This is a genomic window from Curtobacterium sp. Curtsp57 (assembly GCF_047324335.1).
GTDB lineage: Bacteria > Actinomycetota > Actinomycetes > Actinomycetales > Microbacteriaceae > Curtobacterium.
On record NZ_CP168511.1, the window covers coordinates 594,205 to 615,464 of the forward strand.

The window sequence follows — 21,260 nt, forward strand, 5'->3', positions numbered from 1 at the left end:
CGTCAGCGCTCGGCGGACTCCCGCGACCGCGCCGGCTTCGCCTGGGGCAGCTTCGTCCCGACGACCTGGTCGATGACGTCGCGGGCGATCGCCTGCGCCGTGAGCCCGGCGTCGTTGAGGATCTGCGTGCGGGTGGCGTGGTCGATGAACTCGTCCGGCAGCCCGAGCTCGTTCACCCCGGTGTCGACACCAGCCGCGCGGAGGTCCTGCCGCAGCCGCGTCCCGACACCGCCGACTCGGACGCCGTCCTCGATCGTGATGACGAGCCGGTGGTCGCGCGCGAGGTCGATGAGGGACGCCGGGATCGGCACGACCCACCGGGGATCGACCACGGTGACGCCGATGCCCTGCGCCTCGAGCAACGCGGCGGCTTCGAGCGCGACGGGCACCATCGACCCGACGGCCACGATCAGCACGTCCTCCGACGCAGCAGCGGCGTGCAGCACGTCGACGCCGTCCGACAGCCGTGACACCGCGGGGATGTCCGGCCCGACCTGCCCCTTCGACCAGCGGAGCACCGTCGGCGCGTCGTCGATCGCCACCGCCTCGCGGAGCTCCTCGCGGAGGGTCGCCGCGTCACGCGGTGCCGCGATCCGGATCCCCGGGACGACCTGCAGCAGTGCGAGGTCCCACATCCCGTGGTGCGACGGCCCGTCCGGACCGGTGACTCCGGCGCGGTCGAGCACGAACGTCACTCCGGCGCGGTGTAGCGCGACGTCCATCAGGACCTGGTCGAACGCGCGGTTGAGGAACGTGGCGTAGAGCGCGACCACGGGGTGCAGTCCGCCGTACGCGAGCCCCGCGGCGCTGGTGACGGCGTGCTGCTCGGCGATCCCGACGTCGATCACCCGCGAGGGGTGCCGCTGCTGGAACAGGTGCAACCCGGTCGGCCGGAGCATGGCCGCAGTGATCGCCACGATGCGCGGGTCCTCGTCGCCGAGGTCGGCGAGCGACGACGCGAACACCGAGGTCCACGACGGACCCGATGCGGTGTCGAGCGACTCCCCCGTCTCCGGGTCGATGTGCCCGACGGCGTGGAACTGGTCCGCCTGGTCACGGAGCGCCGGCTCGAAGCCGTGGCCCTTCTCGGTGATCGCGTGCACGATGACCGGGGCGCCGTACTCCTTGGCCTGCCGGAGTGCGCTCTCCATGGCCTGCTGGTCGTGTCCGTTGACCGGGCCGATGTACTTGATGTCGAGGTTCGAGTAGAGGGCCTCGTTGTTCGTCAGCCGCGACAGGAAGCCGTGCAGACCGCCGCGCATCCCGCGGTACACCGCACGCCCCGGAGCACCGAAGCGGGCCGCAGCCGCCTGGGTCTTCTCGTACAGGGCGCGGTACTCGCGACGGGTTCGCACGGAGTTCAGGTAGCGCGCCATGCCCCCGATCGTCGGGGCGTACGACCGGCCGTTGTCGTTGACCACGATCACCAGGCGGCGGTCGTTGTCGTCCGAGATGTTGTTGAGCGCCTCCCACGTCATCCCGCCGGTGAGCGCACCGTCACCGACCACGGCGACGACGGTCCGGTCGTGCTGCCCGGTCTGCCGGAAGGCCCGGGAGATCCCGTCGGCCCAGGAGAGCGACGACGACGCGTGCGAGGACTCCACGATGTCGTGCTCCGACTCGCTCCGCTGCGGGTAGCCGGCGATGCCGCCGCGCTCCCGGAGGTGCGAGAAGTCCTGCCGCCCGGTGACGATCTTGTGCACGTACGACTGGTGGCCGGTGTCGAACACGAACGGGTCGTTCGGCGAGTCGAAGACCCGGTGCATCGCGAGCGTCAGCTCGACGACGCCGAGGTTCGGCCCGAGGTGCCCACCGGTCTTCGCGACCTCGGCGACGAGGAACCGCCGGATCTCGGCGGACAGTTCCGTCATCTGTGCGTCGGAGAGACGCTTCAGGTCGCGCGGCGACGTGATGCTGGCGAGCAGACTCACGGGCGCTCCTTTCGTGCGGCGAAGGCCCCATGCTATTCGCGCAACCAGCAGACGGACTGGAGGCTCGGTGCGGGTCGCGCACCGAGCCTCCAGTCCGTCGTGTGGTCGCGTCAGCGACCTGTGGTCACCTCGCTCAGACGAGCGAGCGGAGCACGTACTGCAGGATGCCACCGTTGCGGTAGTAGTCGGCTTCACCGGGGGTGTCGATGCGGACGACCGCGTCGAACTCCACGGTCTCCTTGCCGGCGGGCGAGTGCTCGCTCGGCGTCGCGGTGACGTGGACCGTCTTCGGCGTGCGGCCCTCGTTCAGCTCCGTGAGGCCCGAGATCGAGACGACCTCGGTGCCGTCGAGCCCGAGGGACTCGATCGACTCGCCGACCGGGAACTGCAGTGGCACGACGCCCATGCCGATGAGGTTCGAGCGGTGGATGCGCTCGAAGCTCTCGGTGATGACGGCCTTGACGCCGAGCAGGTTCGTGCCCTTCGCCGCCCAGTCGCGCGACGAGCCGGAGCCGTACTCCTTGCCGCCGAACACGACGAGCGGGATGCCCTGCTCCTGGTAGTGCTGCGACGCGTCGTAGATGAACGACTGCTCGCCGTCGGGCGTGGTGAAGTCACGGGTGTAGCCACCCTCCACGCCGTCGAGGAGCTGGTTGCGCAGGCGGATGTTCGCGAACGTGCCGCGGATCATGACCTCGTGGTTGCCGCGGCGCGAGCCGTAGGAGTTGAAGTCCTTGCGGTCCACACCGTGCTCGGCGAGGTACTTGCCGGCCGGGCTGTCGGCCTTGATCGAACCGGCTGGCGAGATGTGGTCGGTCGTGACCGAGTCGCCGAGCTTCGCGAGGACGCGGGCGCCGGAGATGTCGGAGACGGCGTCCGGCGTCATCGTCATGCCCTCGAAGTACGGGGGCTTCCGGACGTAGGTCGACTCGGTGTCCCACTCGAACGTGTCGCCCGTCGGGGTCGGCAGGTTCTTCCAGCGGTCGTCGCCCTCGAACACGGAGCCGTACTCGTGGGTGAACATCTCGGTGTCGATCGAGGCGTCGATGACCTGCTGGACCTCGGCCGTGTCGGGCCAGATGTCCGCCAGGTAGACGTCGTTGCCGTCCTGGTCCTGCCCGAGGGCGTCCTTGTCGAAGTCGAAGTGCATCGACCCGGCGAGGGCGTACGCGATGACCAGCGGCGGGGACGCCAGGTAGTTCATCTTGACGTCGGGGTTGATCCGGCCCTCGAAGTTGCGGTTGCCCGAGAGCACCGCGGTCACGGCGAGGTCGTTGTCCTGCACGGCCTGCGAGATCTCCTCGGGCAGCGGGCCCGAGTTGCCGATGCAGGTGGTGCAGCCGTAGCCGACCGTGTAGAAGCCGAGCTGCTCGAGGTAGGTCGTGAGACCGGCCTTCTCGTAGTAGTCCGTGACGACCTTCGACCCGGGCGCGAGGGTGGTCTTGACCCACGGCTTCGCGGTGAGGCCCTTGTTCGCGGCGTTCCGGGCGAGGATGCCGGCGGCCATCATGACCGACGGGTTCGACGTGTTCGTGCACGAGGTGATCGCGGCGATCGCGACGGCGCCGTGGTCGATCGTGAACGGGTCGGCGCCGTCCATCGCGACCTTGGTCGGCTGGGACGCCGTGGACGGGGCGCTCGAGACGTAGACGTGCTCGTGCGTCGTCGTGTCCTCCGTCGTCGATCCGGCGGCGATCGGGTCGGACGCCGGGAAGGTCTCCTCGACGGCGTCGTCCAGGTCGGTCTGCACGGCCGGGTCGGTGTAGGTGGCGAGGTCGACCTCGAACTGGTCCTTCGCCTTCGACAGCTCGATGCGGTCCTGCGGGCGCTTCGGGCCGGAGATCGAGGGGACGACGGTCGAGAGGTCGAGCTCCATGTACTCGGAGTAGTTCGGCTCGACGGAGGCGTCGTGCCAGAGGCCCTGCGCCTTGGAGTACGCCTCGACGAGGGCGATCTGCGCCTCGTCGCGGCCGGTCAGACGGAGGTAGTCGAGCGTGACGTCGTCGACCGGGAAGATCGCCGCCGTCGAGCCGAACTCCGGCGACATGTTGCCGATCGTGGCGCGGTTCGCGAGCGGCACGGCGCTGACGCCCTCGCCGTAGAACTCGACGAACTTGCCGACGACACCGTGCTTGCGGAGCTCCTGCGTGATGGTCAGCACCACGTCGGTCGCGGTCACGCCCGCGGGGATCTCACCCGAGAGCTTGAAGCCGACGACCTTCGGGATGAGCATCGACACGGGCTGGCCGAGCATCGCTGCTTCCGCCTCGATCCCGCCGACGCCCCAGCCGAGCACACCCAGGCCGTTGACCATCGTGGTGTGCGAGTCGGTACCGACGAGCGTGTCGGGGTAGGCGTAGGTCTCGCCGTCGAAGTCACGCGTGTAGGTGACCTTCGCCAGGTACTCGATGTTGACCTGGTGGACGATGCCGGTTCCCGGCGGGACGACCTTGAAGTCCTCGAACGCGGTCTGGCCCCAGCGGAGGAACTGGTAGCGCTCGCCGTTCCGCTCGTACTCGAGGTCGGTGTTGCGCTGGAGTGCGTCCTCGCGGCCGAAGAGGTCGGCGATGACGGAGTGGTCGATGACCATCTCGGCCGGCGACAGCGGGTTGATCTTGTTCGGGTCGCCGCCGATCGTGGCCATCGCCTCGCGCATGGTGGCGAGGTCGACGATGCACGGCACGCCCGTGAAGTCCTGCATGACGACGCGCGCCGGCGAGAACTGGATCTCGGTGTCCGGGTCGGCCTCCGGGCGCCAGTTGCCGAGCGAGCGGATCTGGTCCGCCGTGACGTTCTTGCCGTCCTCGGTGCGGAGGAGGTTCTCGAGCAGCACCTTCAGGCTGTACGGGAGCTTCTCGTGACCGGGGACCGAGTCGATCCGGTGGATCGCGTAGTCGACACCCCCAACCGACAGTGTGTCCTTCGAGCCGAAGCTATTGACTGCAGCCACCGTGCCGCCTCCCTACTGATCGGTTTGCCCTCATCCTCGCGGGCCGTGGACCGTCCCACCAGCAAGGCAAACCTAAACCCCCGACGCTGCGGTGCCCCGGGGGAAACTATCTCGATGTCGAGATAACTCTACACCGTGGCCGCGTCGTCGTCGTGCTGGTCGTGCCGGAAGACCGTCCGGACGAGCAGCCAGGTCACCCAGAGCAGTGCGGCGTAGAGCGGGACACCGGTGATGAGCTTGATCGCCGCGAGGAGTTCCACCTGCGCGGCGAGGTACAGCGGGATCTCGACGACCAGTCGGAGCGCGAAGAGCCCCACCCACATCCACGTGGCGACGGTGAGCACCCGGCGCTTGGCGGGGTCGGCACGCCAGTCCATCGGACCGCCGTCCTCGCCCTGGGCGAGCAGCCCGACGATCAGCCCGATGAGCGGACGCCGGATCGCCAGCGTCACGAGGAGCACCAGCAGGCAGACCAGGTTGATGATGATGCCGGGGATGAAGTTGCTCTCGGCCTTGCCCGTGATGAGCGCGAGCCCGGCGGAGACGGCGACGCCGAGGATGCCGGCGAACGACATCGCGAGGGACTGCCGCTGCAGCAGTCGGAGGACGACGAACACGAGCCCGACGACCACCGGGATCACGACGCTCGGGACGAGTTCCTTCGTGATCGCGTACACGACGAGGAACGCGAACCCGGGCAGCACCGATTCCGCGAGCCCCCTGGCACCGCCGACGGCGCCGATCAGTGCCCTGCCGGACGGTGCCTCACCGGGAGCCACCTTCGCGATGCCGGCGTTCCGGACGGCGTCGCGGAGCTGGGCGTTCAGCGACAGGGGTTGCTCGCGCTCGTCAGCGAAGCGGTCGTCACGGTCGTCGTGCTGCTCGGGCAACGGTGCTCCGGATCAGATGGCCGACTGCGTCGACTTCGGCATGTGCAGCGGGATCAGGTCGCGCGGCGGCATCGGCGTGGTGCCGCGGACCACCACGACGCTGCGGAACAGGTCCTCGATCTCCTCGGCGTCGTCCGGCTGCTCGGCGGCCTTGCCCGCGATCACGCCGCGGAGGAACCAGCGGGGGCCGTCGACGCCGATGAACCGCGCAGGACGAGCGCCGGCGGCACCGCCGTCACCGTCCACCACGACGGGCACCGATGCGCGCAGCTCGGGGCCGAACGGCCCGTCGACCTCGGTCACGGAGCCGCCCTGGCGCTCGATCTGCTCGGCGATCTGCGCGCGGATCTCGTGCCAGAGACCGGTCGACCGCGGCGCGGCGAACGGCTGGACCTGGAGCGTGGACTCGTCGTAGTCGAGCCCGACGGCGACGACGCGCTGCGAGCCCTCCTCGACCTCGAGCCGGAGGTGCAGGCCCTCGCGCGGCAGGATCTTCACGCCGCCGAGGTCCACGTACGGCCGGACCGGGTTCGCCTCGGTCTCGTCGAGCGGACCCGCTTCCTCGCGGTCGTCGGGAGCGGACTTGCCCGTCGGGGCGAACTCCACGACCTCGTCGAGTCCCGAGTCCGCCTCGTCGGCGAGCTCGACCTCGGGTGTCGTCTCAGCGACCTCGACGTCGGCGGCGACCTCTGCGGCCACCTCGACCTCGTCGCGCTTGCGTCGGCCGATCCTCATGCTCGCGTTCCTTCCTGCTGGTTCGTGACACCGTAGCCCGACGAGCCGAAGCCGCCCTGGCCACGGACGCTGTCCGGGAGCTCGTCCACTCGCGAGAACGTCACGCGCGGCACGGGCATCACGATCATCTGGGCGATGCGGTCGCCGACGTGCACCTCGTAGGGCTCGGCGACGTCGGTGTTGAGCAGTGAGACCTTGATCTCGCCGCGGTAGCCCGAGTCGACGGTCCCCGGTGAGTTCACGATCGTGATGCCGTGCTTCGCCGCGAGACCACTGCGCGGGACGACGAACGCCGCGTACCCCTCGGGCAGTGCGATCGAGAGCCCCGTCGGCACGAGGCGTCGCTCGCCCGGCGCGAGCACGAACGCCTCGGTCGAGACGAGGTCGGCACCGGCATCACCGGGGTGGGCGTGGCCGGGAGTGTTCTCCCCGGTCCAGAGCACGTCGACTGGTTCGGTCACGTGTCGAGGGTAGTGCAGACCGTGACCGTTCCGTGACCTGCCCCGAGTCGTGATCGAATGGGGTCGTGACCCTGTACCGCGAGCGCCTCTGGGCGCCACCGACCCTGTACCTGGCGACGGCGCTCGTCATCCCGGCGGACCTGCTCGTCTTCCTGCCGATCAACATCGCGACGGGCATCATCGTCGCCGCGTGCATGGAGGTCGCCGTCCTGGTGCTCCTGTGGGTCCTCGCACCCGTGATCGAGGTGACGGAGACCGAGTTCCGTGCAGGACGCGCCCACCTGCCCCGCCCGCTCGTCGGCGAGGTCGCCGGCTACACCGGTGCCGAGGCGACGACGCAGCGCGGCCCGAAGCTCGACGCGCGCGCCTGGACGCTCTTCCGCGGCTACGTGAAGGGCGTCGTCAAGGTCGAGGTCCTGGACGACGCCGACCCCACGCCGTACTGGCTCGTCAGCGTGCGGAACCCGCAGAAGGTCGCCGCCGCACTGCGGTCCTGAGGCGCGCCCGCCAGATCGAGTGCGCAGAAACGGGCCTCCGTTCCCACCTCGCGTCACCATATCTGCGCACTCGTCCTGCCGCCGCCACCGGACTGGAGGCACGGTGCCAGGCCACCACGGGCCTCCCGTCCGACTGCCCGCACGTCCGGCGGCCTGTCGCGCGATCGAGTGCGCTGAAGTGCCGCTCTGGCCCCGCCGGGCATCGCCGCATCTGCGCTCTCGCGGGGCGAGGCCGCCCCACGAACGTCGAACGGCCCGCATCCCATCGGGGATGCGGGCCGTCCTCATCTGCGTGTGCCTAGAGCGCCGCGCACTCCGCACAGACCGGGCCGAGCTTCGACTCGTGGTCGAGCTGCGAACGGTGCTTCACGAGGAAGCACTCCACGCACGTGAACTCGTCGACCTGCGGGGGGAGCACGACGACGTCGAGGTCGACGTCGCTGAGGTCCTGACCGGCCAGCTCGAAGCTGCCCGGGTTGTCGGAATCATCATCGACGACCCCCGACATCTTGTCGGGCACGCGCTCCTTGAGGGCCTCGATCGACTCCGAGTCGGAGTTGTCGTCGGTCTTCCGGGGGGCGTCGTAATCGGTGGCCATGCCCATCCATTTCTCGTATCGAGAGGTCGTCGCCGGAGATCGGCGGCGACAGTATCCAACACGCGCCGCCCTGATGCAAACTGAACGTCGGGTGGCTCGTCGTGCCCGTGCAACCAGGCGTTGGCCCGATCCATTCCCGTTGGCCACGAAACGCTCGGCGACATCCGCGATCCGATGACGGCGCGCGGCGCGCGCCTCCCCGGAATCCGGTCCGACGCGCTGCATACTTCCCGGGTACGAGGCACGACCGTACGCGACGCTGGGAAGGCGGAACCATGCAAGACGTGAGAGTCATCGGGGTGGAATCCGGGGCACTCCTGCTCGCGACCGACGGCGGCAGCGAGTTCCGGTTGCCCGTCACCTCGTCGTTGGCGGGACAGGTCCGGCAGGCGAACCCGGACGGCACGCCGCAGAAGCGCGTGTCCCCGAAGGACGTCCAGGCCCGCATCCGCGGTGGTGCCGACGCAGCAGAGGTCGCCGCGGCGCTCGACGTCGACGTCGAGTACGTCCGCCGCTTCGAGGGCCCCGTCCTCGCGGAGCGCGCGTTCATCCTCGACGCCGCGCACCGCGTCCCGGTCACGCCCGTCGACGACACGACCCCGGACACCTTCGGCGAGGCGATCTCCGCCAGGCTCGAGTCGGGCGACGCCGCCGGGGTCGCGTGGTCGAGCTGGAAGCACGCGGAGAACGGCTGGCAGGTGCAGGTCCGCTACACCGCCGCCGAGGTCGAGCACGACGCCCAGTGGCACTTCGACCCGAAGACCTCCGTGCTGACGCCGGACAACGGCGACGCGCATCGGCTGTCGCACACCGAGGACGAGGGGCTCGCACCGCGGCTCCGCGCCGTCGAGTTCGACCAGCAGGACACCGACGGCACCCGGTTCGACTCCGGTGCGTTCCGTGTCGACGAGCCGGACGAGGACGTCACGAACCCGGAGGTCGCCGAGCGTGCCCCGCTCCGGGCGCCCCTCCCCCGCATCGGTGCGGCTCAGATCGAGGAACGCGCACCTGGTAACGAGACCGCCGACCTGCTCGAGGCGCTCCGCCGTCGCCGCGGAGAGCGCGAGTCGGTGTCGCTCGCCGACCAGCAGCAGGACGAGTCGCGCGGGTCGATCAGCGTCGTCGACATCCCGCTGCAGGGCTTCGAGGACCAGTCGGACACCGCACCGCAGTCGGACCAGCGTCCGTCATCGGCACCGGAGTCGGAGGGACGGCAGGAGCGCAAGAAGCGCAACCGCCGATCGATGCCCAGCTGGGACGAGATCGTGTTCGGCACCCGCCCGGAAGAGGACTAGCCCCCTCCCCCAGCGGACTATCCGGCGAAGGCCCCTGCGAGGCGCAGGGGTACGCCGACCTCGTCATCGGTGAGCGCGCCGTGCTGGCCGATCATCCGCTTCGGGTCCTTCCGCGGGTCGAGCTCGCGGTCGTCGTTGAACGCCCACGAGCCGCGCGCGACGACGACCACGTCGCCGATCCGCGGACGGACCTCGTCGGCGACGGCGCCGAACCAGTTCGCCGCGATCGCCTCGTCCTTGCTGGCCACGTACGCCCGCTTGCCGTACTTCGTGCGCCAGGCCTCGACGAGGGCCGACACGTCGGTGCCGGGCACCACGGTGAGCTGCCGGCAGCGGGGGTCCCCTGCGACGCCGATGACGTCCACGAGCAGGTCGGGGTCGATCGCGATGTTCGAGTCCTCCGGCACGTCGAGGATGCCGTGGTCCGCGGTGACGACGATGCCGACGTCTGCCGCGACGCGTGCGCCCAGTCGTGCGAGTTGCCCGTCGAGTGCCTCGAGCGACGCGGTCCATCGATCGGACTGCCACCCGTGCTTGTGGGCGATGGAGTCGAGCTCCGGGACGTAGAGGTACACGAGCGACCTGCCGACGAGGGTCTCCGCGATCGCGGCGTCGACGCGCTGGGCGATCGTGTCGGCGGGGACGTAGCGCGCGCCGCCGAGCACGTTCGCCGTCATCCCGGACGACCGGTAGCGGGCTGGGCCGACCACGACGGGGTCCACGCCGACCTCGGACGCCGCGGTGAAGAGGGTCGCCGAACGGAGCCAGCCGGCCGGGACCTCGTCGTCCCATCCGCCGAGCATGTTCATGACCACCTCGGTGTCCGGGTTCCACCCGCTGTACCCGACGACGCCGTGCGTGCCGGGAGACCGACCGGTCGTCAGGGTCGACAGCGCGGCTGCGGTCGTCGTGGGGAACCCGCTCCGCAGGCGCTTCCGGGAGGCCGCCAGGAACCGGGCGTGCCCGGCACGCGCGCCGAGCGCACCGGCCCCCAGGCCGTCCACCAGGACGACGACCGCGGAACGGGCGGGACGGAGGGTGATCCGGGCCTCCAGTCCGTTCTCACGCACCCATGCGTCGTCGACCGCACCGAGCGCCACCAGGCAACTCGGGAGCACGTCGGCGAGGTTCGCGGTGTCGTCGGGGGCCGTCGGTAGGCTTTGGGGCACCCCCCGATCCTCCCAGAAAGGTCCCATGGCACGCACGGACGCAGTCGGTCTGCCCGACGGTGAGCGCATCGAGGACGTCGACGTCTCCGAGGAGATGCAGGGCTCCTTCCTCGAGTACGCGTACTCCGTCATCTACTCGCGCGCGCTCCCGGACGCCCGCGACGGACTGAAGCCGGTGCAGCGCCGGATCCTGTACCAGATGGCCGAGATGGGCCTCCGGCCGGACCGCGGCCACGTGAAGAGCGCCCGCGTCACCGGCGAGGTGATGGGCAAGCTGCACCCGCACGGCGACGGCGCGATCTACGACGCCCTGGTGCGGATGGCGCAGCCGTTCACGATGCGTGTGCCGCTGGTGGACGGGCACGGCAACTTCGGGTCGCTCGACGACGGCCCGGCCGCTGCCCGGTACACCGAGGCGCGCCTGGCGGAGCCGTCGATGGCGATGACCGAGGGCCTCGGGGAAGACGTCGTCGACTTCGTCCCGAACTACGACAACCAGATCATGCAGCCGGGCGTGCTCCCGGCCGCGTTCCCGAACCTGCTCGTGAACGGCGCATCGGGCATCGCGGTCGGCATGGCCACCAACATGGCGCCGCACAACCTGGGCGAGGTGGTCGAGGCCGCCAAGCACCTGCTCATGAACCCGCAGGCCACGCTCGAAGAGCTGATGGAGTTCGTGCCGGGCCCGGATCTCCCCTCCGGCGGCACGATCGTGGGGCTCACCGGCGTGCGCGATGCCTACGCCACGGGGCGCGGGACGTTCCGGACGCGCGCCAAGGTCGCCGTCGAGAACCTCACCCCGCGGAAGACCGGCCTCGTCGTCACCGAGCTGCCGTACCTCGTCGGCCCGGAACGCGTGATCGAGAAGATCAAGGACGGCGTCCAGTCGAAGAAGCTCGTCGGCATCTCCGACGTCAACGACCTCACCGACCGCAACCACGGGCTCCGGCTCGTCATCGGCATCAAGTCCGGGTTCAACGCCGCCGCCGTGCTCGAGCAGCTGTACAAGCACACCCCGCTCGAAGAGGGTTTCGGCATCAACAACGTCGCGCTCGTCGGCGGGTCGCCGCGCACGCTCGGGCTGCGCGAGCTCCTCGATGTGTACGTGCAGCACCGGCTGGCGGTCGTCACGCGGCGCTCGGAGTACCGACTCGCGCGGCGACGGGAGCGACTGCACCTCGTCGAGGGCCTCCTCGTCGCGATCCTCGACATCGACGAGGTCATCGAGGTCATCCGGTCCTCGGACGACTCCGAAGCCGCGCGCTCCCGCCTGCAGGACGTCTTCGACCTGTCCGAGGTGCAGGCCGAGTACATCCTCGAGCTCCGCCTCCGCCGCCTGACGAAGTTCTCGCGCCTCGAGCTCGAGGGCGAGCGCGACCAGCTCCTCAGCGAGATCGCAGCGCTCGAGGAACTGTTGGCATCCGACGAACGACTCCGCGCCCAGGTCGCGCTCGAGCTCACCGAGGTGTCGGACAAGTTCGCGACGCCGCGGCGGACGCTCCTGACCGAAGCGGACGCTCCGGTCCGCGGTGGCAAGAAGGCGGTGGTGAACCCCGAGGACCTGCAGGTCGCGGACTCCCCGTGCCGCGTGCTGCTGTCCACGACCGGCCGGCTCATCCGGGTCGACATCCCGACGTCGGAGCTCGGCATCGTGCGGGTCCCGAAGCGGTCCAAGCACGACGCCGTCCTCGCCACCGTGGTCAGCACGGTGCGCGGACAGGTCGGCGCACTGACCTCGACCGGACGCATCGTGCGGTTCTCCCCCGTCGACGTCCCGGCCGTCCCCCCGGCAGCGGTACGACTCGACGCGGGTGTCCGGGTGAACGACTACCTCGGCATCCCCCGGTCCGAGGCCGTGGTCGCGATCGTCGACCTCTCCGGCGCCACCGAGCACTCGCTCGCGATCGGGACCGCGCAGGGCGTCGTGAAGCGTGTCGTCCCGGGAGCCTGGCCGGACAAGCCCGAGTTCGTCGCCATCGGCCTGAAACCAGGGGACGCCGTGGTCGGTGCCGCCCAGTCGCCGGAGTCCGACGACCTGGTCTTCATCACCTCGAACGCCCAGCTGCTGCGCTTCGGTGCGTCCGTCGTCCGTGCGCAGGGTCTCCCGGCGGGCGGTGTCGCGGGGGTCTCCCTCGCCGCCGACGCCCGGGTCATCTGGTTCGGCGCCGTCGCCCCGTCCGAGGACGCCGTCGTCGCCACGGTGTCCACGTCGTCGTCGGCGCTGCCCGGCACCGACACCGGGCGCGCCAAGGTGTCGTCGCTGTCGGAGTTCCCGTCCAAGGGCCGCGCGACCCAGGGCGTCCGGGCACATGCGTTCCTGAAGGGCGAGGACGGGCTCAGCGTCGCGTGGGCGGGCATCGCTCCCCCGCACGCCGTGGGGTCGGACGGCGCTGCGCGGACCCTGCCGGACTGGCTGTCGAAGCGGGACGGGTCCGGGAGCCCGCTCGAGGCCGTCATCGGCTCCATCGGCGGTAGCGCGGCGACGCTCGACGGCACGCGCGGCGAGGCGTAGGCGCCCGGGGCGGCGCGCGCCCGGCGCCGCGGGCCGGTTGGTGCCGGCAAGGCGACGCTGTCCCGTCAGGCTGCGCGGATTGTGCCGCGGGACCGACAGGGTGTCGCCGAAAGAACGCGGGGCACTGTCGCTTTCGCGGCGCGCGCTGGACAGCCCCGGGCCGCTACGCGTCGATGCGGTCGTGGTCGAGGCCCTCGCCCGCCAGGATGAACTCCTTGCGCGGGGCGACGTCGTTGCCCATCAGCAGCTCGAACACCTTCGCAGCACCCTCGGCATCGGACACGTTCACCCGTCGGAGCGTCCGGTGCGCACGGTCCATGGTCGTCTCCGCCAGCTGGTCCGCGTCCATCTCGCCCAGCCCCTTGTAGCGCTGGATCGGCTCCTGGTACTTCTTGCCCGACTTCTCGAGCTTCTTCAGTACCGACTGGAGCTCCTGCTCGGAGTAGGTGTACAACGTGTCGTTCGGCTTGCCGCGGTTCACCACGACGACCCGGTGCAGCGGCGGGACGGCGGCGAAGACGCGCCCCTGCTCGATCATCGGTCGCATGTAGCGGAAGAAGAGCGTGAGCAGCAGCGTGCGGATGTGCGCGCCGTCGACATCGGCGTCGGACATGATGATGACCTTGCCGTACCGGGCCTGGTCGAGCTCGAACGTCCGGCCGGAGCCGGCGCCGATCACCTGGATGATCGACGCGCACTCGGCGTTCGAGAGCATGTCGGAGACGGACGCCTTCTGGACGTTGAGGATCTTGCCGCGGATCGGCAGCAGCGCCTGGTACTCGCTGTTGCGCGCGAGCTTGGCGGTACCGAGCGCGGAGTCGCCCTCCACGATGAAGAGCTCGGTACCGGCGACGTCGTTCGAGCGGCAGTCGGCGAGCTTCGTCGGCAGCGACGAGTTCTCGAGCGCGTTCTTCCGGCGCTGGGTCTCCTTGTGGGCGCGAGCGGAGATGCGGGACTTCATCTCCGAGACGACCTTCTCGAGCAGCGTCGCCGCCTGGGCCTTCTCGGTGCGCTGTGTCGACGTGAGGATCTCCGTCATGCGCTTCGACACCACTTGGTCGACGATCTTGCGGACCGCCGGGGTACCGAGGACCTCCTTCGTCTGTCCTTCGAACTGCGGTTCCGGCAGCCGGACGGTGAGCACCGCGGTCATGCCGGCGAGCACGTCGTCCTTGTCGAGCTTGTCCTGGCCGACCTTGAGCTTGCGGGCGTTCGCCTCGACCTGGGCCCGGACGGCCTTCATCACGCCGCTCTCGAAGCCGGCCTGGTGGGTGCCGCCCTTCGGGGTTGCGATGATGTTGACGAAGCTGCGGAACACCGTCTCGTAGCCGCCGCCCCAGCGGAGTGCGAGGTCGACCTCGCACGAGCGTTCGACGTCCGTGGAGACCATGTGGCCCTTGTCGTCGAGCATCGGGACGGTCTCGGTGAAGGTGCCGGTGCCCTGCACGCGCCAGACGTCGGTGATCGCGGAGTCCGGCGCGAGGTGCTCGACGAACTCGCTGATGCCGCCCTCGTACCGGAAGCGCTCGACCACGGGACCGGCCGTTACCTCGACACCGGTGGCCGACGCGCGCGCCGCTGCGGCCTCGATCGCGGCTGGGCGTTCGTCGGTGATCGTCAGCCCGAGCCCGGGGACCAGGAACGCCGTCTGGCGCGCCCGGTTTACCAGGTCGGACATGCTGAACGCGGCGTCCTTGGTGAAGATCTGGCGGTCGGCCCAGTAGCGGATGCGCGACCCGGTCACGTTCTTCTTGACCTTGCCGACGACCTTCAGCTCACTGCCGGAGGTGAACGGGGTGAACGGCGCGTCCGGCCCGATCCCGGCGGCGTCGTCGAACACCCCGGGCTCACCACGGTGGAACGACATCGCGTAGGTCTTGCCGTCGCGGTCGACCTCGACGTCGAGGCGCTCCGACAGCGCGTTCACCACCGAGGCACCGACGCCGTGCAGCCCGCCGGAGGCCGCGTACGACCCCGAACCGAACTTGCCGCCGGCGTGCAGCTTGGTGAAGACGACCTCGACACCCGTCAGGCCCGTCTTCGGTTCGACGTCGACCGGGATGCCACGAGCGGTGTCCGAAACCTGCACGGATCCGTCCGGGAACAGCCGGACACCGATCTCGTCACCGTGCCCGGCGAGGGCTTCGTCGACGGAGTTGTCGATGATCTCCCACAGGCAGTGCATCAGCCCGCGGGAGTCGGTCGACCCGATGTACATGCCGGGACGCTTCCGTACTGCCTCGAGCCCTTCGAGGACGGAGAGATGGCGTGCGGAGTAGTCGGAGCTCACCTCCTGAGCCTACCGAGCACCCCGGACAACGCCGTCCGGACACTCGGACTGGGGACAGTCGATCCGCGCTGAGCGAAATGGGGGGTCCGCAATGCGACGTATCCAGGCAGCACGTGTTGAAATGGGTGGACCATCAAGGCACCACCTGCGATCCGTGAGGAGCACAGCAATGACCCAGACCGTGCAGGACCCCTCCATCGACGAACTCAGCAGCCACCAGCTCACGGCTGCCGACCGCTGCGACAGCTGCGGGGCGCAGGCCTACATCCGAGCCACCATGGCCAGCGGTGAACTGTTCTTCTGCGCCCACCACGGCGCCGAGTTCAAGGACAAGCTCGCCGCGACCGCGATCGAGTGGCACGACGAGAGCAGCCGACTCTACGAGTCGAAGTAGGTCGCGGCCGACGCGACCGCACAGCGAACGGGAGGCCCGGTACCAGTTGGTACCGGGCCTCCCGTTCGTCGCATGGCCGCGTCAGAACTCGCGGTTCAGCGCCCAGGCAACGCCGCGGTAGCTGTTCGGGCCCCAGGTGCCGTCGACCGGACCGCTGTACTGGCCGTGCGCAGCCGCCCACCGCTGGAGCGCAGCGATGGTCAGGGGATGCTCGGATCCGTAGAACGAGCCCGATTGGTAGTAGCCGCCGACCGCCAGGCGCTTCGCGACGAAGAACCAGGCGTCGGACCGCATCTTGCCATCGATCTCTCCTGAGTAGCCCGCCATGCTGCCGAGACACTGCAGGCGCTTGTAGAAGATCGTGCCCGGGACGCCGTCGAACTCGGTCGTGGTCGTCGGGACCGATCCGCAGGGGTCGGCGATCCGGGTCGTCGCGGCTTCGGCGGGCGCTGGCTGGATGACTGCCCCCGCGGTGGTCAGGGTCACGACGAGTGCGCCGACCAGGACGAGGGCGTGCTTGGTGTGGTGCATGGAAACCTCCCTGTTCAGCTTCCAACATGTCACATCCTGTGGATCAGCAGATGGGTTGCCAACCGTTGCCATCGAGAACGACGGAAGGCCGAGCCCGATCGGCCCGGCCTTCCGTCGTCACCTCCGATGACGCACCATCGTCACGCGATGCGCTTGAACGCCTTGTCGACGTAGCGGTCGACGGTCGCGCGCGCTTCGCGCGCGTAGCGGTCGATCGTCGCGGTGCGCTCCGGGTCGGGGGCGTACTCCCGCCCGACACGTGCGGTCGCCGCAGCGAGGACGGCATCCGTCAGGTCCGGGTTGAGCGGCAGGAGCGGTCCCTGCGTGTGCGTCCCGAACGATGCTCCGGCGCTCGCGCCCTCCACCGCGGAACCCGCCTGGTTGCCACCGCCGGAGACGACGTCGGCGAACGGAGTGACACCGGCGCCGATCTCGATCCGGGTGGCGTGGTCCTCGAACCCGGCGAGCCGTTTCGCGGCACCGGGCAGGAGCGGGTAGCGCGTCTCGAGCACGAAGTAGTTGACCCGACGCTCGGCACCACGGACCGCCCGGGCGTCGAACACGCCGAAGCCCGCGAGCGGCGAGCCGTCGGTCGGGACGATCTCGTTCGTCGCCAGGTCGAACCCGCCACCGACGGCCACGACCGGCACACCAGCAGCCGCGAACTCGCGGAGCGGGGCACCGATGCGCGCCACGTCGTCGCCGAGGGAGCGCATCGCACTGAGCGGGCCGTTGCCGATCACCACGACGTCGGCCGCGGTCGGCAGGGCGTCACCGGGCGCGTACTCGAGGACCTCGGTGGGGACGTCAGCGGCGTCCGCACGGCGGGTCAGTGCCACGACGTTGCCGCGGTCCCCCGACACCCCCATCTGGCGCGGGTAGACGTGCAGGATGGTCAGGCGATCGGCCGTCATGCGGTCTTCTCCATGTCCGGGTGGCCGAGGGCCTTCCGGGCGATCATCATGATCTCGTAGTTGACGATGAAGTTCTTCGTGCCGCTGGTCGTCGCACCGAGGCCCTGCATGAGCGCGATCGCCGCTTCGACGTCGGGCTCGACGGTGCCGATGCGGACACCGGCGTGCTCGAGCGCGATGGCGATCTGCCACGCCTTGTCACCGGAGACGACGTCCACGTGGTCGAGCTTCGAGAAGTCGATGTCGTAGATCCAGGAGATGTCCGGCGTGCCCTCGTCGATCGCCATGAGCACCTGCTCGGGGTGGTCCGGCAGCGCGTCGAGGTTCAACTGGAGACTGGCCGCGTTCTTGAACATGGTGAACTCGGCCGACTCGCCTGCGATGGGGAGTCGTTCGCCGCGGCCGTACGCCGGCTTCATCGTCGTGAAGGCCTTCGTGACGGCGTCCGCGCGGAACTGCGTCCCGAGCGCGGCGCTGGCCGTCGCGGTGGCGGCAGCGGCGTCGACCGCGTAGTGCAGGCCGCGTGCCGGGAGCCGGACCGGGATCGTCGCCCCCTCGAACGCGATGGTCGCCGCGTCGCCGCGGTTCTCGACCACCTCGGCGTCGGCCGAGGTCGCCGCACGGTCGGCGGACGCGAAGTCGTCGGCGTTCTGCAGGCCGTTCGGCGCAGCCGCGACGACCTCGGCGCTCGCGCCGAAGCGGAGCACACGCTGCCCGTCGACGCCCGCGTAGGCGTCGAGGAACTGGTCGTCGTGGTTCGTGATGACGTTCGCGGAGGACAGCGCCGCGGTGTCGAGCATCATCGTCGCGACGCGCTCGGTCTCGAAGAACCGGTACAGCTGGTCGACCTGGACGTTGAGCATCGTGACGGTCGACGGCGACAGGATCCCGGCGAGCTCGACGGCGAAGGCCTCGTCGACCTCGAGGATGCCGATGTCCGCCTTGAGCCGGCCGGTCAGCGACACCTCGGACAGCAGCGCCGACGCGATCCCCTGCGGCAGGTTCGCGCCGGAGGGGTTCGTGAAGACGCGAAGGCCGTGGGCGCGCACGATCTCGGAGATCATGTGCGTCGTCGTGGACTTGCCGTTCGACCCGAGCACGAAGACGACCCCGTTCGGGAACTGCTTCGTGACGTGCTGCAGGAAGTCCGGGACGAGCTTCAGGACGATGAACCCGGGGTACGCGGATCCCCCGCCCCGCGCACGAGCGAGGGCACGGAGGATCCGCCCGATGAGGATCGGGATGAAGAAACGCACCGGACGGCCTACTCGAGGTAGTCGCGCAGCGACTGCGACCGCGACGGGTGGCGGAGCTTCGCCATCGTCTTGGACTCGATCTGGCGGATGCGCTCGCGCGTCACGCCGAACGTGTCACCGATCTGGTCGAGCGTCTTCGGCTGGCCGTCACCGAGACCGAAGCGCATCCGGATGACACCGGCTTCGCGCTCCGACAGGGAGTCGAGGAGGCTCTCGAGCTGCTTCTGCAGCATCGTGAAGCCCACCGCGTCGGCCGGGACGACCGCCTCGGTGTCCTCGATGAGGTCACCGAACTCCGAGTCGCCGTCTTCACCCAGCGGGGTGTGCAGCGAGATCGGCTCGCGGCCGTACTTCTGGACCTCGACGACCTTCTCCGGGGTCATGTCGAGCTCGCGGGCGAGTTCTTCCGGAGTGGGTTCGCGACCCAGGTCCTGCAGCATCTGCCGCTGGACGCGCGCGAGCTTGTTGATGACCTCGACCATGTGCACCGGGATGCGGATGGTGCGGGCCTGGTCGGCCATGGCGCGGGTGATCGCCTGGCGGATCCACCACGTCGCGTAGGTCGAGAACTTGAAGCCCTTGGTGTAGTCGAACTTCTCGACCGCACGGATGAGGCCGAGGTTGCCTTCCTGGATCAGGTCGAGGAACTGCATGCCACGACCGGTGTAGCGCTTGGCGAGGGACACGACGAGGCGCAGGTTCGCACCGAGCAGGTGCGACTTCGCGCGCTGACCGTCACGAGCGACCCAGCGGAGCTCACGCTCTTCCGGCTTCGACAGGCCCGTCGAGTGCTGCAGCTTGTCCTCGGCGAACAGGCCGGCCTCGATGCGCATCGCGAGCTCGACCTCCTGCTCCGCGTTGAGGAGCGCGACCTTGCCGATCTGCTTCAGGTAGTCCTTGACCGGGTCGGCGGTCGCACCCGTGATCGTGGTCGAGTAGACCGGCGCTTCGTCGTCGTCGGACTGCGAGATGACGAGCGCCCCGGCTGCGACCGCATTGGCGGCTTCGGCCGCGGCGGTCGCCGGCTTCTCCTCGGCGTCGTCCTCGGTCTCGTCCACGTCGACCGGTTCGACGGTCTCCTCGTCCTCGACGTCGTCGTCAGCGGCCTTCTTGGTCGCCGGCTTCTTGGCCGCCGCCTTCTTCGCGGGCGCCTTCTTGGCGGGGGCCCTCTTCGCCGCGGCCTTCTTGGGCGCGGCGGTTCCGTCGGTGTCCTCGGCCGCAGCCTGGTCCACCGTGTCGGCGTTGTCCTTCGTGGGATCGATCGTCGTGCTCCGGGCAGCCATGCGATCACCTCTCTCCTCGTGCCACGTTCCTGGGGTCGTGGCGCCCCTCGCCGCTCAGGGCTTGCGCCGCAGTCCCCCGCGTCGCCGGCTCAGTCGTTCCTGGCGGCACTGCCTCTCCGGGCAGCACTAGGACCCATGTCAAGTCCCCCAGCGAATCCGGCGCTCCGGAAGAGCACCTGTACACGGGGGACCCGAACGGGTCCGGGTTCATTATTGCACGGTCCGCTTCCGCAGGCGTGCAACCAGTGCAACCCACAGCGGGGCCACCCGTATTCCGTCCTCGGCGTGCATCACCGCGCGGGTCCGTCGACGGGCGTGCAACAGCATCCCCACGCCGATCCCGACCACGACGTACTGCACGGTGAGGGCGATCCGGAAGTTCGACCACGCGAAGACCGTGTCGCCCGTCACCCGCGAGACGGCGTCGAGCAGGGTGCCGATCAGGAACATCATCACGAAGGCCGCCAGGAAGCCACCGACGTTCACGACGCCGTTCGCCGAACCCAGTGAGCCCATCGGGTTGAACGACCGCGCGAAGTCGAAGCCGATCAGGGACCCTGGCCCACCGATGCCCATCGCCACGACGAGCAGGACGAGCAGCCACGTCGGCGGGTGGTCAGGCCAGAGCAGCACCGCGGTCCACACCACACCGAGCACGACGACCACGCCGAGCACCAGGTTCGACCTGCGGAACGGGAACCGGGCACACAGCACGCCGAGGATCGGACCGACGACGAACCCCACGACGACGATGACGGTCAGGAACGCAGCGGCCTCCGTCGCGGAGTAGCCGAGTCCCCGGAGCATCGGGACGCCCCAGAGCAGGCTGAAGACGGTGCCGGAGGACTGCGTGACGTAGTGCGACCAGAAGCCGAGCTGCGTACCCGGTCGACGGAGCGCGTGCCCGAACGTCCGGAACGCGCCGCCCCACGAGTGCGGCAGCGGGATCGTGTCGGTGCGCACCGGCACGGGTCCGTTCCGGACGAAGACGAACGCCAGGACCAGCCCGACGGCGCTGGCGGCCGCGGCGACACCGAACGCGATCGACCACCCGGCGGTGTGCAGGAGCAGGGCGAACGGGAACGCGGAGGCGATCTGCCCGACCTGCCCGAGGTTGCCCGTCCACTGCGAGATCTGCGGCAGGATGCGCCCGCTGAACCACATCGGGAGCAGTCGGATCACCGAGATGAAGGTCATCGCGTCCCCCGCACCGACGAACACCCTGCCGACGATCGCCGGCCCGATCGTCGGTGAGACCGCCACGATCGCCTGCCCCACGACGAGGAGCAGCGCCCCGAGCAGGACGAGTCGGCGCGGGCCGATGCGGTCGAGCGCGATCCCGACGGGGATCTGCAGCCCCGCGTAGACGGCGATCTGGACGACCGCGAGCGTGGAGAGGACCGCGGCGGAGACCGCGAAGCGGTCCTGCGCGTCGACGCCGGACACACCCAGCGAGGACCGCTGGACGACCGCCAGGACGTACGCGAGCACCGCGACGCCCCAGACGACGAAGGCACGGCGGGAGTTCACCCGACCAGGCTATCGGCGCGGCCC

General features: G+C 69.7%; 17 protein-coding genes. 4 read left to right on the forward strand and 13 right to left on the reverse strand.

Features of this window, described 5'->3' with window-relative positions:
- Window positions 1-2: 2 nt before the first annotated feature.
- The 5 genes from dxs to dut form a co-directional block, all read right to left on the reverse strand.
- The gene (gene dxs / locus ACEN9V_RS02785; RefSeq protein WP_413602044.1) at window positions 3-1,931 is read right to left on the reverse strand and encodes a 1-deoxy-D-xylulose-5-phosphate synthase; all 1,929 of its coding nucleotides are present in this window, start codon (window positions 1,929-1,931) and stop codon (window positions 3-5) included.
- Between the two features lie 133 nt (window positions 1,932-2,064).
- Complete coding sequence (acnA, locus tag ACEN9V_RS02790; protein ID WP_413602045.1) at window positions 2,065-4,881, reverse strand: aconitate hydratase AcnA; 2,817 nt, start codon at window positions 4,879-4,881, stop codon at window positions 2,065-2,067.
- A gap of 128 nt (window positions 4,882-5,009) precedes the next feature.
- The gene (locus ACEN9V_RS02795) at window positions 5,010-5,771 is read right to left on the reverse strand and encodes a DUF3159 domain-containing protein (protein WP_413602046.1); all 762 of its coding nucleotides are present in this window, start codon (window positions 5,769-5,771) and stop codon (window positions 5,010-5,012) included.
- A 12-nt stretch (window positions 5,772-5,783) separates the two neighbouring features.
- Entirely contained in the window at window positions 5,784-6,506 is a 723-nt protein-coding gene (locus tag ACEN9V_RS02800; protein WP_413602047.1) for a DUF3710 domain-containing protein, read from the reverse strand.
- Entirely contained in the window at window positions 6,503-6,967 is a 465-nt protein-coding gene (gene dut / locus ACEN9V_RS02805; protein ID WP_413602048.1) for a dUTP diphosphatase, read from the reverse strand. Before dut ends, ACEN9V_RS02800 begins: the two co-directional genes overlap by 4 nt.
- Before the next feature lie 65 nt (window positions 6,968-7,032).
- On the opposite strand from dut, the gene ACEN9V_RS02810 reads away from it, so the two are divergent.
- A complete protein-coding gene (locus tag ACEN9V_RS02810; RefSeq protein WP_413602049.1) occupies window positions 7,033-7,464 on the forward strand; it encodes a DUF3093 domain-containing protein in 432 nt (143 codons plus the stop codon).
- Window positions 7,465-7,762: 298 nt separating this feature from the next.
- On the opposite strand, the gene ACEN9V_RS02815 is transcribed toward ACEN9V_RS02810, so the two are convergent.
- Window positions 7,763-8,062, reverse strand: coding sequence for a DUF4193 domain-containing protein (locus tag ACEN9V_RS02815; protein WP_031263038.1), 300 nt, complete (start codon window positions 8,060-8,062; stop codon window positions 7,763-7,765).
- A 275-nt stretch (window positions 8,063-8,337) separates the two neighbouring features.
- On the opposite strand from ACEN9V_RS02815, the gene sepH reads away from it, so the two are divergent.
- The gene (gene sepH / locus ACEN9V_RS02820) at window positions 8,338-9,357 is read left to right on the forward strand and encodes a septation protein SepH (protein ID WP_413602050.1); all 1,020 of its coding nucleotides are present in this window, start codon (window positions 8,338-8,340) and stop codon (window positions 9,355-9,357) included.
- Between the two features lie 17 nt (window positions 9,358-9,374).
- Here sepH and ACEN9V_RS02825 read toward each other — a convergent pair whose 3' ends face one another.
- Window positions 9,375-10,526, reverse strand: coding sequence for an alkaline phosphatase family protein (locus ACEN9V_RS02825; RefSeq protein ID WP_413602051.1), 1,152 nt, complete (start codon window positions 10,524-10,526; stop codon window positions 9,375-9,377).
- A 25-nt stretch (window positions 10,527-10,551) separates the two neighbouring features.
- Between ACEN9V_RS02825 and ACEN9V_RS02830 the strand changes: the two genes are divergently transcribed.
- Window positions 10,552-13,038: a DNA gyrase/topoisomerase IV subunit A gene (locus ACEN9V_RS02830; protein WP_413602052.1), complete on the forward strand. Its 2,487-nt coding sequence runs from the start codon at window positions 10,552-10,554 to the stop codon at window positions 13,036-13,038.
- A 163-nt stretch (window positions 13,039-13,201) separates the two neighbouring features.
- Here the strand turns inward: ACEN9V_RS02830 and ACEN9V_RS02835 are convergent, their stop codons facing one another.
- Complete coding sequence (locus ACEN9V_RS02835) at window positions 13,202-15,328, reverse strand: DNA gyrase/topoisomerase IV subunit B (RefSeq protein WP_413602053.1); 2,127 nt, start codon at window positions 15,326-15,328, stop codon at window positions 13,202-13,204.
- Window positions 15,329-15,497: 169 nt separating this feature from the next.
- On the opposite strand from ACEN9V_RS02835, the gene ACEN9V_RS02840 reads away from it, so the two are divergent.
- Complete coding sequence (locus ACEN9V_RS02840) at window positions 15,498-15,722, forward strand: hypothetical protein (RefSeq protein ID WP_281264389.1); 225 nt, start codon at window positions 15,498-15,500, stop codon at window positions 15,720-15,722.
- Between the two features lie 81 nt (window positions 15,723-15,803).
- Here ACEN9V_RS02840 and ACEN9V_RS02845 read toward each other — a convergent pair whose 3' ends face one another.
- The 5 genes from ACEN9V_RS02845 to ACEN9V_RS02865 form a co-directional block, all read right to left on the reverse strand.
- Window positions 15,804-16,253, reverse strand: a complete 450-nt coding sequence (locus tag ACEN9V_RS02845; protein WP_413602054.1) for a hypothetical protein — start codon at window positions 16,251-16,253, stop codon at window positions 15,804-15,806.
- A 140-nt stretch (window positions 16,254-16,393) separates the two neighbouring features.
- On the reverse strand, window positions 16,394-17,167 hold the full coding sequence (locus ACEN9V_RS02850; RefSeq protein WP_413602055.1) for a type 1 glutamine amidotransferase: 774 nt from the start codon (window positions 17,165-17,167) through the stop codon (window positions 16,394-16,396).
- Window positions 17,164-18,423: a MurT ligase domain-containing protein gene (locus tag ACEN9V_RS02855; protein WP_413602056.1), complete on the reverse strand. Its 1,260-nt coding sequence runs from the start codon at window positions 18,421-18,423 to the stop codon at window positions 17,164-17,166. The genes ACEN9V_RS02850 and ACEN9V_RS02855 overlap by 4 nt, the downstream gene beginning before the upstream one ends.
- Before the next feature lie 8 nt (window positions 18,424-18,431).
- On the reverse strand, window positions 18,432-19,706 hold the full coding sequence (locus ACEN9V_RS02860; protein ID WP_413602057.1) for an RNA polymerase sigma factor: 1,275 nt from the start codon (window positions 19,704-19,706) through the stop codon (window positions 18,432-18,434).
- A 210-nt stretch (window positions 19,707-19,916) separates the two neighbouring features.
- Window positions 19,917-21,236, reverse strand: coding sequence for an MFS transporter (locus tag ACEN9V_RS02865; protein ID WP_281264384.1), 1,320 nt, complete (start codon window positions 21,234-21,236; stop codon window positions 19,917-19,919).
- Between the last annotated feature and the right edge of the window lie 24 nt (window positions 21,237-21,260).

What these genes read in the sequence shown, in the direction of transcription:
- ACEN9V_RS02800 (WP_413602047.1), bottom strand. Translation starts at nt 6,506, where the DNA reads ATGAGGATCGGCCGACGCAAGCGCGACGAGGTCGAGGTGGCCGCAGAG.
- ACEN9V_RS02815 (WP_031263038.1), bottom strand. Translation starts at nt 8,062, where the DNA reads ATGGCCACCGATTACGACGCCCCCCGGAAGACCGACGACAACTCCGAC.
- sepH (WP_413602050.1), top strand. Translation starts at nt 8,338, where the DNA reads ATGCAAGACGTGAGAGTCATCGGGGTGGAATCCGGGGCACTCCTGCTC.
- ACEN9V_RS02830 (WP_413602052.1), top strand. Translation starts at nt 10,552, where the DNA reads ATGGCACGCACGGACGCAGTCGGTCTGCCCGACGGTGAGCGCATCGAG.
- ACEN9V_RS02840 (WP_281264389.1), top strand. Translation starts at nt 15,498, where the DNA reads ATGACCCAGACCGTGCAGGACCCCTCCATCGACGAACTCAGCAGCCAC.
- ACEN9V_RS02845 (WP_413602054.1), bottom strand. Translation starts at nt 16,253, where the DNA reads ATGCACCACACCAAGCACGCCCTCGTCCTGGTCGGCGCACTCGTCGTG.
- ACEN9V_RS02850 (WP_413602055.1), bottom strand. Translation starts at nt 17,167, where the DNA reads ATGACGGCCGATCGCCTGACCATCCTGCACGTCTACCCGCGCCAGATG.
- ACEN9V_RS02860 (WP_413602057.1), bottom strand. Translation starts at nt 19,706, where the DNA reads ATGGCTGCCCGGAGCACGACGATCGATCCCACGAAGGACAACGCCGAC.